This is a genomic window from Vibrio sp. SALL6 (assembly GCF_002002385.1).
Taxonomy (GTDB): Bacteria; Pseudomonadota; Gammaproteobacteria; order Enterobacterales; family Vibrionaceae; genus Vibrio; species Vibrio parahaemolyticus.
Window position 1 is genome coordinate 154928 of record NZ_MQVK01000020.1, and the last position, 13767, is coordinate 168694.

The window sequence follows — 13767 nt, forward strand, 5'->3', positions numbered from 1 at the left end:
ACATATGGAACGTTGGCAAAACATACATAACGTTGTCGTCGTAGGGCTCGGTATTACCGGGCTCTCTGTCGTTAAACACCTCCGAAAAACTCAGCCGCAATTGACGGTTAAAGTTATTGATACGCGTGACAATCCGCCAGGCGCCGAGCGTCTGCCTGAACAGGTTGAACTACACCGTGGTGGTTGGAATACCCAGTGGCTTGCAGAAGCTGACTTGGTGGTGACCAACCCTGGTATAGCGTTGGCGACACCAGAGATACAAACGGTGCTAGCGAAAGGCACGCCTGTCGTGGGGGACATCGAGTTGTTTGCTTGGGCTGTGAATAAGCCAGTGGTGGCCATCACGGGTTCAAACGGCAAGAGCACGGTGACAGATTTAACTGGTGTGATGGCGAAAGCGGCAGGATTGACGGTGGGTGTCGGCGGTAACATTGGCGTGCCTGCACTGGAGCTGCTTGAGCAAGATGCGGATTTGTATGTACTGGAACTTTCAAGTTTTCAGTTGGAAACGACGTCGAGTTTGAAACTCAAAGCGGCGGCATTTCTTAACCTTTCCGAAGATCATATGGATCGCTACGAAGGTATGGCAGATTATCGCGCTGCTAAGTTGCGTATTTTTGATCATGCAGAGTTAGCCGTGGTTAACCGTGATGACCAAGAGACCTACCCAGAGGTTGAGATGCCCGTGGTTACGTTTGGCAGCGATGAGCAAGCTTACGGCCTTGAAGTCGATGGTTCTCGCACATGGTTACTTGATCATGGTCAGCGCGTCATCGCCAGCGATGAATTGAAACTTGTCGGCAAACATAACTTAGCGAACGCTCTCGTCGTGTTGGCTCTGCTCAAAGCTGCAGGTGTTGATTACCACAACGCTTTGAATGCACTTAAAAATTACACTGGACTGACACACCGATGCCAGGTGGTTGCGGATAATCGTGGCGTAAAATGGGTGAATGACTCTAAAGCAACTAATATCGCAAGCACTATGGCTGCGCTATCAGGATTAGAGTCGACCGGTAAACTTTATCTGCTCGTTGGTGGTGTCGGTAAAGGCGCGGACTTCACGCCATTAAAACCGATCTTTGCAACGCTTAACCTACAACTGTGCTGTTTTGGTCTAGACGGTGATGATTTTATGCCACTACATGAGTCAGCAATCCGTTTCAACACCATGGAAGATGTGATTCAACAAATATCTTCGCAGTTAAAATCTGGTGATATGGTGATGCTGTCTCCCGCATGTGCTAGCTTTGATCAATTCGACAATTTTATGGCAAGAGGCGATGCATTTGCTGTTCTTGCTCAGAAATATGCATAACTAAAGGTTACTCGTTTCGTGGGTTTAAGTAACGTTAAACACAACATTGGTAATTGGCTTAAGCATCCAGCGCCAGAAGCGCTGTTTGATCGCCAGTTGGTGTGGATTGCGTTGGGTTTGATGTTGACTGGTTTGATTATGGTGACCTCTGCGTCTTTCCCAATCAGCTCACGATTGACCGATCAGCCGTTCCACTTCATGTTCCGTCATGCCACCTTCTTAGTGTTGGCGATCGGGACCTCTGCGGTGATACTTCAAGTACCTTTAGAGCAATGGTTTAAGAAAAGTCATTACTTGCTTTGGGTCTCATTCGGCTTGCTGATTGTTGTACTTCTTGCAGGTAAGTCAGTAAATGGCGCTTCTCGTTGGATTCCGCTTGGTCTGTTCAACTTACAGCCTGCCGAAGTTGCGAAGTTATCGCTGTTCATCTTCATGTCCGGTTATTTAGTCCGTAAGCAAGATGAAGTGCGCCAGACCTTCTTTGGCGGCTTTATGAAGCCAATCATGGTGTTTGCTTTCTTCGCCGTCTTGTTACTTGGTCAGCCGGACTTGGGTACCGTCGTTGTAATGCTGGTTACTCTGTTTGGCATGTTATTTATCGCGGGCGCGAAGCTAACCCAGTTTCTGGCCCTGATGATTGCAGGCATTGGCGCTGTCGTCGGTTTGATCTTGGTAGAACCGTACCGTATGCGCCGTGTTACTTCGTTTCTTGACCCATGGGAAGATCCGTTCGGTAGCGGCTATCAGTTGACTCAATCTTTGATGGCGTTTGGTCGCGGAGAATGGTTTGGTCAAGGGTTAGGGAACTCAATTCAAAAACTGGAATACCTACCAGAAGCGCACACCGACTTTGTATTTGCGGTATTGGCTGAAGAGCTTGGTTTCGTCGGTGTTGTTTTAGTGCTGATGTTGATTTTTAGCTTGGTACTTAAAGCTGTGTATATCGGCAAACGTGCTTTTGAAGAAGGCGAGATGTTTGGTGGTTACTTAGCGTTTGGGATTGGTATTTGGTTTGCGTTTCAAACCATGGTCAATGTGGGCGCAGCCGCTGGTATTGTTCCAACCAAAGGTTTGACGCTTCCACTAATCAGTTATGGTGGTTCCAGTCTGATTATTATGTCCGTTGCAGTGTCCATATTGCTGCGTATCGATCACGAATGCCGCTTGAAACGCGCGCAACAACAATCAGAACAACAGACGAATGAAACAGAATAAACGTTTGATGGTGATGGCTGGTGGTACCGGCGGTCACGTATTCCCAGGTTTGGCGGTGGCAAAGCAGCTTCAAGAACAAGATTGGGAGATCCGTTGGTTAGGTACAGCGGATCGAATGGAAGCCGATTTGGTGCCAAAGCATGGTATTGAGATCGACTTTATCAAAGTAAAAGGTCTGCGAGGCCAAGGTGTTAAACGTCTTTTAACTGCCCCTTTTCAAATTATTAATGCCATCATGCAAGCACGAGCGCACATGAAGCGCTGGCAGCCGGATGCAGTTTTAGGTATGGGCGGCTATGTGAGTGGTCCGGGTGGTATCGCGGCTTGGTTAAGCGGTATCCCGGTTGTTCTACACGAACAAAACGCGGTTGCAGGTTTAACAAATCAATGGCTATCAAAGATCGCTAAGAAAGTCTTTCAAGCGTTTCCCGGCGCATTTCCTTCTGCGGTGGTTGTCGGTAACCCAGTACGTGAAGACGTAACGCAGTTGGATGAGCCCGCTCAACGTATGCAAGAGAGAGAAGGACCAATTCGTATTCTTGTTATGGGCGGCAGCCAAGGGGCGCGTATTCTTAATCAAACATTACCAGCGGTGATGGCAAACTTGGGACAAGACTACTGTATTCGTCATCAAGCAGGTAAAGGCGCAGCGCAAGAAGTGCAAGCTGCTTATCAAGCGAACAATGTTGCTAATGCAGAAGTGACCGAGTTTATCGATGATGTTGCACAAGCGTATGCGTGGGCAGATCTGTTAGTGTGCCGTTCTGGCGCATTGACGGTATCTGAAGTCTCAGCAGCAGGTGTAGGCGCGATTTTTATCCCGTTCATGCATAAAGACCGTCAACAGGCACTGAATGCCGACCACTTAGTGGAATGCGGTGCTGCGAAGATGATTGAACAACCTGATTTAACCGTGGAGTCTTTGACTCAACAGATCCAACAATTGGATCGCCAAGCTTTACTTTCAATGGCTCAAAAGGCACGCAGTGCCGCAAAATTAGATGCTGACAAAGTTGTCGCACAAGCCATTGTCGCTTTGACCGAAAAGCGTTAACGAATTATTGAGAATCGAATTAATGACTATCCAACATACACAAGACTTAGCTCAGATTCGCGCGATGGTACCAGAAATGCGTCGCGTGAAATGCATCCACTTCATCGGTATCGGTGGTGCGGGCATGAGCGGCATTGCTGAAGTTCTTCTAAACGAAGGTTATGAAATCACGGGTTCAGACTTGTCTGAAAACCCAGTAACCGAGCGCTTAGTGTCAAAAGGGGCAACCGTATTTATTGGTCACCAAGCAAGTAATGTCGAAAAGGCTAGTGTGGTAGTCGTTTCCACAGCGATTAACGAAGAAAACCCTGAAGTCATGGCGGCTCGTGAATTGCGTATTCCTATTGTTCGCCGAGCAGAAATGCTGGCTGAACTGATGCGATTCCGTCATGGTATCGCTGTTGCGGGTACACATGGTAAAACCACCACCACAGCACTAGTCACACAAATCTATTCTGAAGCAGGCCTTGATCCAACGTTTGTAAACGGCGGTCTAGTAAAGAGCGCGGGCACCAATGCGCGCTTGGGCTCTAGCCGTATTCTGATTGCAGAAGCGGATGAGAGCGACGCCTCTTTCTTGCACCTGCAGCCTATGGTGAGCATCGTTACCAACATTGAAGCTGACCACATGGATACCTACGGTGGTGACTTCGAAACGTTGAAACAAACCTTCATTGATTTTCTTCACAACCTGCCGTTTTATGGCCAAGCCATTGTCTGTATCGATGATCCAGTGATTCGTGAGTTGATTCCGCGTATTAGCCGTCAAGTGATCACCTACGGCTTTTCTGACGATGCGGACGTACGTATCGAAAATTATCATCAAGAAGGTCAGCAAGGTAAATTTACAGTAGTACGTAAAGGTCGAGCTAACCTCGATATCACGCTAAACATTCCAGGCCGTCACAATGCGTTGAACGCATCAGCAGCAATAGCGGTCGCAACGGAAGACGACATTGAAGATGACGCGATTCTAAAAGCGATGGCGGGCACTCAAGGTACTGGCCGTCGTTTTGATCACCTTGGTGAGTTTGATACAGGTAACGGTCATGCGATGTTAGTCGATGATTACGGTCATCACCCAACGGAAGTTGACGTAACCATTAATGCAGCACGCAGTGGTTGGCAAGATAAGCGATTGGTTATGATTTTCCAACCACATCGTTACAGTCGCACTCGTGACCTTTACGATGATTTTGCAAACGTGCTTGAGCAGGTTGATGTATTGATCATGCTTGACGTGTATGCCGCGGGTGAAAAACCGATTGCCGGCGCGGATGGACGCTCTTTGTGCCGTACGATTCGCAGCCGAGGTAAAGTAGATCCGATTTTTGTTCCAGAAATCGAGCAATTACCATCAGTTTTGGCTAACGTTATACAAGACGGCGACCTAATTTTAACGCAAGGTGCTGGTGATGTTGGTAAAGTTGCCAAACAGCTTGCTAATCTTGAGTTAAATATAAACAAGATGCTTGGATAAGTCAGAGTGATGACGCAAAGGACAGATAAGACTCAGATCTCGATTTTGCGTCAAGATCGTTGTGATTTATTGTTATCAGTGTTTGATAGTTTACAAGAGCTCAGTATAATCCCAAGGTTAAAGTCAATACTTTTGCCGATACGATATTATGCGGTGAAAAGTACACGACAAAAGTCAGGAAACGAAGACGTTGTTGAATATTGCACTTAATGAAGAGCGACTAAACACGGACAATAACCGTGGTCGCCAAGATAAAATCTTGGGTGCGCTATTTTTCGTTGTGGTTGTGACCTTAATTAGTTCTGTTTTGTACTCGGCGATCAGTTGGATGTGGGATGACCAAAGGTTACCTCTCTCCAAAATAGTGCTTCAAGGTAAATTGGAGTACGTCAAAGCTGACGATGTTCAGGCTGCATTTAGTCGAATAGATCACATCGGTACATTCATGTCTCAGGATATTGATGTATTACAGCAAAGTGTTGAAGCATTGCCGTGGGTTGCTCATGCAGCGATTCGCAAGCAGTGGCCCGATACAGTAAAAGTTTTCTTAACAGAGCATCAACCCGAAGCCATTTGGAATGGCAACGAACTGTTAGATAAAAACGGTTTGGTTTTCGATGGTGATGTTGCTTTGTTAAAGGACGAGAAAGTTAAGTTGTATGGACCCAAAGACACTGGCCCGGAAGTGTTACAAACTTACCGCGAACTGAGTCCTAAGTTTCAACAATTGGGTTTAGCGATATCGTCTCTGGTGTTAAACGAGCGACGAGCTTGGCAAATCATCCTAGATAACGGTATTCGATTAGAGCTTGGTAAAGAGTCTCTTCTTGAGCGTATAGAGCGTTTTTTTTCGCTCTATAACAAGCTTGGCAGTGACACGCAACGAATCAGTTATATCGATCTCAGGTACGATACAGGAGCCGCAGTCGGTTGGTTTCCTGAAGAAGAGTTAGAAGAGAGTACAGATGACTAAGGCCGCAGATGACAACATTATTGTTGGTCTTGATATAGGCACTGCAACCGTATCAGCTCTAGTGGGTGAGATTCTACCTGATGGCCAAATTAATATTATTGGTGCGGGTAGTAGCCCTTCGCGTGGCATGGATAAAGGTGGCGTGAATGACTTGGAGTCGGTTGTAAAATCAGTACAACGTGCAATTGATCAAGCTGAGCTAATGGCCGAGTGCCAAATCAGCCGAGTCTTCATTTCGTTGTCTGGTAAGCATATCGCAAGCCGAATTGAAAAAGGCATGGGCACCATATCAGACGAGGAAGTTTCTCAAGAAGATATGGACAGAGCGATCCATACCGCGAAATCAATTAAAATCGGTGATGAACAGCGAATCCTTCACGTGATTCCTCAAGAATTCACCATCGACTATCAAGAAGGGATCAAAAACCCTCTTGGTTTATCAGGGGTAAGAATGGAAGTCAGTGTCCATCTTATCTCGTGTCATAATGACATGGCACGCAATATTATTAAGGCAGTAGAGCGCTGCGGCCTTAAAGTAGAGCAACTTGTGTTTTCAGGGCTTGCTGCAAGTAATGCGGTAATCACCGAGGATGAAAGAGAGCTCGGAGTTTGTGTGGTAGATATTGGCGCCGGCACGATGGATGTGGCTATCTGGACTGGTGGTGCGTTACGTCACACAGAAGTATTTTCGTACGCAGGAAATGCTGTAACGAGCGATATTGCTTTTGCTTTTGGTACGCCAGTGAGCGATGCTGAAGAAATAAAAGTCAAATATGGCTGTGCTTTGAGTGAACTGGTCAGTAAGGATGACACGGTTAATGTCCCAAGCGTAGGAGGACGTCCTTCACGTAGTCTACAGCGTCAGACTTTATCTGAAGTGATTGAGCCACGATACTCTGAGCTTATGGGATTAGTTAACCAAACTATCGACTCTGTACAAGCGAAACTGCGCGAAGAGGGCATTAAGCACCATCTTGCTGCGGGTGTAGTTCTAACCGGCGGTGCTGCGCAAATTGACGGAGTAGTAGAATGTGCGGAGCGCGTATTCCGCAATCAAGTAAGGGTCGGCAAACCGCTCGAAGTCAGCGGGCTAACTGACTATGTAAAAGAGCCGTACCATTCTACGGCAGTTGGATTACTTCATTACGCAAGAGACATGCAGTCTAGCGACGATAGCGATTACAATGAACCTAAACGCTCATCTGTTACTGGCTTTTTCGATAAATTGCGTAATTGGATACAAAAAGAGTTTTAACCTGAGTTGCAGGATAAACGGAGACAACACATGTTTGAACCGATGATGGAAATGTCTGACGATGCAGTAATCAAGGTCGTTGGAGTTGGTGGCGGCGGTGGTAACGCCGTTGAACACATGGTGCGTGAATCCATCGAAGGTGTGGAATTCATCAGCGTCAACACTGATGCGCAAGCACTTCGTAAGACAAGCGTTGGCAATGTCATTCAGATTGGTGGTGATATCACTAAAGGTCTGGGTGCAGGTGCGAATCCACAAGTTGGCCGTGAGGCAGCTCTCGAAGACAGAGATAGAATTAAAGATTCCCTAACTGGTGCCGATATGGTGTTTATCGCAGCTGGTATGGGCGGTGGTACAGGTACTGGTGCAGCACCTGTTATTGCTGAAGTGGCGAAAGAGCTAGGTATTCTGACTGTAGCGGTTGTAACAAAACCGTTCAGCTTTGAAGGCAAAAAGCGTTTAGCGTTTGCTGAGCAAGGCATCGATGAGTTATCTAAGCACGTTGACTCGTTAATTACGATTCCAAACGAGAAGCTACTTAAAGTTCTTGGTCGTGGCGTAACATTGCTTGAAGCATTTGCGAGTGCGAATGACGTTCTTAAGAATGCAGTTCAAGGTATCGCCGAGCTAATCACTCGCCCTGGTATGATCAACGTCGACTTTGCAGACGTACGTACAGTGATGTCTGAAATGGGTCACGCGATGATGGGTAGTGGTATTGCGAAAGGTGAAGACCGAGCTGAAGAAGCGGCTGAGATGGCAATTTCTAGCCCACTTCTAGAAGATATCGATCTTGCTGGTGCTCGCGGTGTTCTTGTTAACATCACTGCTGGTCTGGACATGCGTCTTGATGAGTTTGAGACAGTGGGTAACACAGTGAAGGCATTTGCATCTGACAATGCGACCGTGGTTATCGGTACTTCTCTAGACCCAGATATGACAGATGAAATCCGTGTGACAGTAGTTGCGACAGGTATTGGCAATGAAAGAAAGCCAGATATCACGCTAGTCGCTGGTGGTAAAGCAAAAGTAGCTTCGGCTCCTCAAGCTCAGCCACAACAAGTTGCGGCAACGCAAGCTGAAGAAAAGCCGGCACAAACTTTGCAGAATCAAGTGCAAGAGAAGCCACAGGTAACTCCTCAGCCGACAAACACAGTTTCTTCTTCTCCTGCCGCGGGCCAAAGCTCAGCAGCACCAAAGCAAGAGAAAGAAAGCGGTTACTTAGATATCCCGGCATTTTTACGTCGTCAGGCTGATTAATCTTTAACCCATAAATTTGACATGGCTCAAAATTATGGTAGCATTCACGGTCGACGTTACAGACGGCCGTGTTTTGTAGCATATTTTAGAGAGGCAAGCAGATGATCAGACAACGTACTCTGAAAGAAATAGTGAAAACTACTGGTGTGGGTCTCCACTCTGGTCGTAAAGTCACGCTTACTCTGCGCCCGGCTGCTGCAAACACAGGTATTATTTACCGTCGTACAGATGTAAATCCACCTGTGGATTTTCCAGCTGATCCAGCTTCTGTTCGTGACACTATGCTTTGTACTGCATTAGTGAACGACGAAGGTGTGCGTATTTCAACGGTTGAACACTTGAACGCTGCACTTGCAGGTATGGGCATCGACAACATTATTGTTGAAGTTGACGCACCTGAAATCCCAATTATGGATGGTAGCGCAAGCCCGTTCGTTTACCTGCTTCAGCAAGCTGGTATCGAAATGCAAAACGTTCCTAAGCGTTTTATCCGCATTAAAAAGTCAGTTCGTTTTGAAGATGGCGATAAGTGGGCAGAATTTGTCCCATTTAACGGCTTCCGTATGGACTTCGAAATTGACTTTAACCACCCTGCGATTGAATCAGACGAGCAGCGCCTGCTGTTTGACTTCTCATCTCAAGGTTTCGTTCGCGAAATTTCTCGTGCACGTACGTTTGGCTTTATGCGTGATATCGAGTACCTACAATCTCAAAACCTAGTTTTGGGTGGTAGTTTCGACAATGCTATCGTATTGGACGATTACCGAATTCTGAACGAAGAAGGTCTGCGCTTTGAGAATGAGTTTGTTACTCACAAGGTGTTAGATGCAATTGGCGACCTTTACATGTGTGGTCATCCAATTATTGGTGAATTTCGTGCTTATAAATCAGGTCACGGTTTAAACAACCAACTTCTACGCGCAGTATTGGCGGATCAAGAAGCATGGGAATGGACCACTTTCGAAGAAGAAGTGGGTTCTCCAGTCGCTTTTGCAGAGCCAAACATGGTGCTAGCATAAGTTAGTCAAAGAATATTAAAAACCAGGTTTCGACCTGGTTTTTTTCTATCTAAATTTTACCGCACTTGATGATGGTTGATGGTTATTGGCCAGATTTTTCTGCCATATCTGCGAGCCTTTTTAGTCGCTCTTGGATTTTTGGTGGGGCCATATCAGCGATGGTCATCAGTGATTGAGCTGCTGACTCAGTGAGTGGCGGGCGTTTTGGCCTATCGTCTTTCTCGTATCGATTACGATAAAGTGAAGGGTTGATCCGAACGTCGACACTTATCAATTTTGCATAACCTTGTGTGCGCAGTTTGTTTAAGATCATTAGACGATCGTAGTCGATCTTCATTTTGATGGCCGCGCTAGATACGTCTATCAGAAGATGGCCATTGCGAATATTTGCAACTCGGCAATGATCTGCCGTCCCTTTTGGTAAAATTGTTTGTAGAGCTTGGTTAAGCTGCAAGATATCTCCGGCATGTTCTTGAATTTGCTTAAATTGAGACTCAGCAATTACATCCTCTGTCGAGGTTGGTCGATGATCACGCATAGGTAAAATCTAATTTTGTTGAGATATGACTATTCTAGAGCAGCTTTCTCACTAGGTATAGTTTACATTAACGTCTTTAGCCTCAGTTTTACAATGGAGATGGATTGAACGTGGTAAAGTCCTGTTTTTGCCAAGTTTCGTCGTGTAGCAGCTAATAATATTGGTTAATCCATCACCACTTTAACTAAAAATTTCAGAGTGCTTCAAACAAATACGTCTATTTATGGTTGTATCGATGAAAAATCCTTACACTAAGCCACATTGTTTCGAAACTTAGCCTTGAAATATGAATGTTTGAACTCAATATCTTTGATAAATGATTTATCTCAGTATTCTTAGTTCCAAACTGGCAGAGACTGAAGGCATTACGAGTAGATCGGGAACGGTCTGATTAAAGAGAGATTCACGAAAAATGATAACTAAGCTACTGACAAAAGTAATTGGCAGTCGCAACGACCGAACACTGCGCCGCCTTAGAAAAATTGTAAAAGAGATCAATAACTACGAACCAACATTTGAAGCACTTTCAGATGAAGAGCTTAAAGCGAAAACTGTTGAGTTCCGTGAGCGCCTAGAGCAAGGCGAAACTCTTGATAAGCTACTTCCAGAAGCTTTTGCTACTGTTCGTGAAGCGTCTAAACGTGTATACGGTATGCGTCACTTCGACGTGCAGCTCATCGGCGGTATGGTTCTAAATGCAGGCCAAATCGCAGAGATGCGCACGGGTGAAGGTAAAACTCTAACGGCAACTCTTCCTGCTTACCTAAATGCACTTCCTGGTAAAGGCGTACACGTTGTTACGGTCAACGACTACCTCGCTAAACGTGATGCGGAGACAAACCGTCCGCTATTTGAATTCCTAGGTATGACGGTTGGTGTTAACGTACCGAACATGCCTCCTCAAGCGAAAAAAGAAGCGTACCAAGCTGATATTCTATACGGAACAAACAACGAGTTTGGTTTCGATTACTTGCGCGACAACATGGCTTTCCGCAATGAAGACCGTGTTCAGCGCGAACGTTTCTTTGCAGTGGTCGATGAGGTGGACTCAATCCTTATTGATGAAGCTCGTACTCCTTTGATCATCTCTGGTCCGGCAGAAGACAGTTCAGAACTTTACACTCGAATCAACCTGCTTATCCCGCACCTACAGAAGCAAGATAAAGAAGATTCTGAAGAGTATCGTGGCGATGGTCACTACACTGTTGATGAAAAATCAAAACAAGTTCACTTGACTGAAACGGGTCAAGAATACGTAGAAGAGCTATTGGTTAAAAATGGTTTGATGGAAGAAGGTGATACATTGTACTCACCTGCGAACATCAGCTTGCTTCACCACGTAAATGCTGCTCTACGTGCACATGTGCTGTTTGAGCGTAATGTGGATTACATCGTTAACGATGACGGCGAAGTTGTGATCGTTGATGAACACACTGGTCGTACAATGCCAGGTCGTCGTTGGTCAGAAGGTCTTCACCAAGCTGTCGAAGCGAAAGAAGGCGTTAAGATCCAAAACGAAAACCAAACGCTAGCCTCTATCACATTCCAGAATTACTTCCGTCTATACGAGAAACTGTCTGGTATGACTGGTACAGCGGATACTGAAGCGTTTGAGTTCCAATCTATTTATGGCTTGGAAACTGTTGTTATTCCAACCAACAAACCAATGATTCGTAACGATATGCCGGATGTGGTGTACCGTACCGAAGCTGAGAAGTTTGCTGCAATCATTGAAGATATCAAAGAGCGCGTTGCGAAAGGTCAGCCAACATTGGTTGGTACAGTATCGATTGAAAAATCAGAACTACTCTCCAACGCCTTGAAGAAAGCGAAGATCAAACACAACGTTTTGAACGCTAAGTTCCATGAGAAAGAAGCGGAAATCGTTGCTGAAGCAGGTATGCCTGGTGCGGTAACTATCGCAACAAACATGGCGGGTCGTGGTACAGATATCGTGCTAGGTGGCAGCTGGCAAGCAAAAGTTGAATCACTACAAGATCCAACGAAAGAGCAAATCGACGCAATCAAAGCTGAGTGGAAAAAAGTTCACGATCAAGTTTTAGATGCTGGTGGTCTGCATATCATCGGTACTGAGCGTCATGAATCTCGTCGTATCGATAACCAGTTACGTGGCCGTTCTGGTCGTCAAGGTGATGCGGGTTCATCTCGTTTCTACCTATCGATGGAAGACTCACTACTGCGTATCTTCACTTCAGATCGTATGGCAAGCTTGATTCAAAGCGGTATGGAAGAAGGCGAAGCAATCGAATCTAAGATGTTGTCTCGTTCTATTGAAAAAGCACAACGCAAAGTGGAAGGTCGCAACTTCGACATCCGTAAACAGCTTCTTGAATACGATGACGTGGCGAACGATCAACGTAAAGTGGTTTACGAACTGCGTGATGAGCTCATGAACGTTGACGATATCAGCGACATGATTGAACAAAACCGTGAAGATGTGCTCACAGCGATCATCGACGAATACATTCCACCACAATCTCTAGAAGACATGTGGGATGTGGAAGGTCTTCAAGAACGTTTGAAAGCAGATTTCGATCTAGACGCGCCAATCAAGCAATGGCTTGAGGAAGACGACAAACTGTACGAAGAAGCGCTGCGTGAGAAGATTATCAGCCTAGCCGTTGAAGTATACAAAGCGAAAGAAGAAGTTGTGGGTGCACAAGTGCTTCGTAACTTCGAAAAATCAGTGATGCTTCAAACACTCGATACGCTTTGGAAAGAGCATCTGGCGGCGATGGATCATCTGCGTCAAGGTATTCACCTACGTGGCTATGCACAAAAGAACCCGAAACAAGAGTACAAACGTGAATCGTTCGAATTGTTTGAAGGTTTACTTGAAGCGCTGAAGACTGACGTTATTACTGTTCTGTCTCGTGTTCGCGTTCAACAGCAAGAAGAGGTTGAGCGTATGGAAGAGCAACGTCGTGCACAAGCAGAAGAAGCTGCTCGTCGTGCGCAGGCTCAGCATGCAGCTGCGGAAAATCAGTTGGCTGATGGTGAAGAGTCTGAGGGCTCAAATCAACCTGTTGTTCGTGATGAGCGTAAAGTAGGTCGAAACGAACCTTGTCCATGTGGTAGTGGCAAGAAATACAAGCAGTGTCACGGTCAGATCAATTAATCTAACTTGATAACTTAATAAGAAAGAGTCGCTTAGGCGGCTCTTTTTGTATCGATAGATCCTAGGTAAATATCCATGAAAAGAATTCACATTGTTGCAGCGATCATTTTCAATCAAGATAAGTCGCAAATCTTTATTACTAAACGTCCTGATGATAAACACAAAGGTGGTTTTTGGGAGTTTCCGGGCGGTAAAGTCGAGCTAGGAGAAACAGTTGAACAAGCGATGGTTCGTGAGCTTGAAGAGGAAGTGGGGATTCGAGTGATTGAACAAGCACCGTTTGAACACCTTGAATACGATTACCCAGATAAGTCACTAAAATTTGATTTTATTACCGTCTCTCAGTTCGAGAACGAACCTTATGGTAGAGAAGGCCAAGAAGGTCGCTGGGTCGCAGTTGGTGAATTAGGGGATTACACCTTCCCTGAAGCTAACGTGCCGATCTTACAACGTGTCGTAAAAGAGTTCGCTTAAGCCCAATGAACGTGCTTGTGGTTAACACAGTATGTTGTTAGT

11 protein-coding genes are annotated in these 13767 nt (G+C 45.8%); 10 read left to right on the plus strand and 1 reads right to left on the minus strand.

The features are described from left to right. Positions 1 to 4: 4 nt before the first annotated feature. The 8 genes from murD to lpxC all read left to right on the plus strand — a co-directional run bounded on the left by murD (position 5) and on the right by lpxC (position 9574). Positions 5 to 1318 carry a UDP-N-acetylmuramoyl-L-alanine--D-glutamate ligase gene (gene murD / locus BIW15_RS12740; RefSeq protein ID WP_005458170.1) on the plus strand — a complete coding sequence of 438 codons (1314 nt, stop codon included), beginning with the start codon at positions 5 to 7 and terminating at the stop codon, positions 1316 to 1318. Between the two features lie 18 nt (positions 1319 to 1336). Next, positions 1337 to 2533, plus strand: coding sequence for a cell division protein FtsW (ftsW, locus tag BIW15_RS12745; protein ID WP_005458190.1), 1197 nt, complete (start codon positions 1337 to 1339; stop codon positions 2531 to 2533). After that, the gene (gene murG / locus BIW15_RS12750) at positions 2520 to 3587 is read left to right on the plus strand and encodes an undecaprenyldiphospho-muramoylpentapeptide beta-N-acetylglucosaminyltransferase (RefSeq protein ID WP_077281130.1); all 1068 of its coding nucleotides are present in this window, start codon (positions 2520 to 2522) and stop codon (positions 3585 to 3587) included. Before ftsW ends, murG begins: the two co-directional genes overlap by 14 nt. Positions 3588 to 3609: 22 nt before the next feature. Further along, complete coding sequence (gene murC, locus BIW15_RS12755; RefSeq protein ID WP_005497094.1) at positions 3610 to 5067, plus strand: UDP-N-acetylmuramate--L-alanine ligase; 1458 nt, start codon at positions 3610 to 3612, stop codon at positions 5065 to 5067. Positions 5068 to 5257: 190 nt separating this feature from the next. Continuing rightward, a complete protein-coding gene (locus BIW15_RS12760) occupies positions 5258 to 6040 on the plus strand; it encodes a cell division protein FtsQ/DivIB (protein ID WP_005489880.1) in 783 nt (260 codons plus the stop codon). Beyond that, a complete protein-coding gene (gene ftsA / locus BIW15_RS12765) occupies positions 6033 to 7295 on the plus strand; it encodes a cell division protein FtsA (RefSeq protein ID WP_005458184.1) in 1263 nt (420 codons plus the stop codon). The genes BIW15_RS12760 and ftsA overlap by 8 nt, the downstream gene beginning before the upstream one ends. A gap of 30 nt (positions 7296 to 7325) precedes the next feature. After that, on the plus strand, positions 7326 to 8555 hold the full coding sequence (ftsZ, locus tag BIW15_RS12770) for a cell division protein FtsZ (protein WP_005497096.1): 1230 nt from the start codon (positions 7326 to 7328) through the stop codon (positions 8553 to 8555). Positions 8556 to 8656: 101 nt separating this feature from the next. Continuing rightward, positions 8657 to 9574, plus strand: a complete 918-nt coding sequence (lpxC, locus tag BIW15_RS12775; RefSeq protein WP_023584959.1) for a UDP-3-O-acyl-N-acetylglucosamine deacetylase — start codon at positions 8657 to 8659, stop codon at positions 9572 to 9574. Positions 9575 to 9656: 82 nt separating this feature from the next. Here the strand turns inward: lpxC and BIW15_RS12780 are convergent, their stop codons facing one another. Continuing rightward, complete coding sequence (locus tag BIW15_RS12780; RefSeq protein ID WP_077281131.1) at positions 9657 to 10112, minus strand: DUF721 domain-containing protein; 456 nt, start codon at positions 10110 to 10112, stop codon at positions 9657 to 9659. 412 nt (positions 10113 to 10524) lie between these two features. Here BIW15_RS12780 and secA point away from each other — a divergent pair, with 412 nt between their 5' ends. Together secA and mutT are read left to right on the plus strand one after the other, a co-directional pair. Continuing rightward, on the plus strand, positions 10525 to 13251 hold the full coding sequence (gene secA / locus BIW15_RS12785) for a preprotein translocase subunit SecA (RefSeq protein ID WP_005461206.1): 2727 nt from the start codon (positions 10525 to 10527) through the stop codon (positions 13249 to 13251). A 75-nt stretch (positions 13252 to 13326) separates the two neighbouring features. Next, positions 13327 to 13725 (plus strand): 8-oxo-dGTP diphosphatase MutT, encoded by a 399-nt coding sequence (gene mutT / locus BIW15_RS12790; RefSeq protein ID WP_005461225.1) that lies wholly within the window; start codon positions 13327 to 13329, stop codon positions 13723 to 13725. Positions 13726 to 13767: the final 42 nt, after the last annotated feature.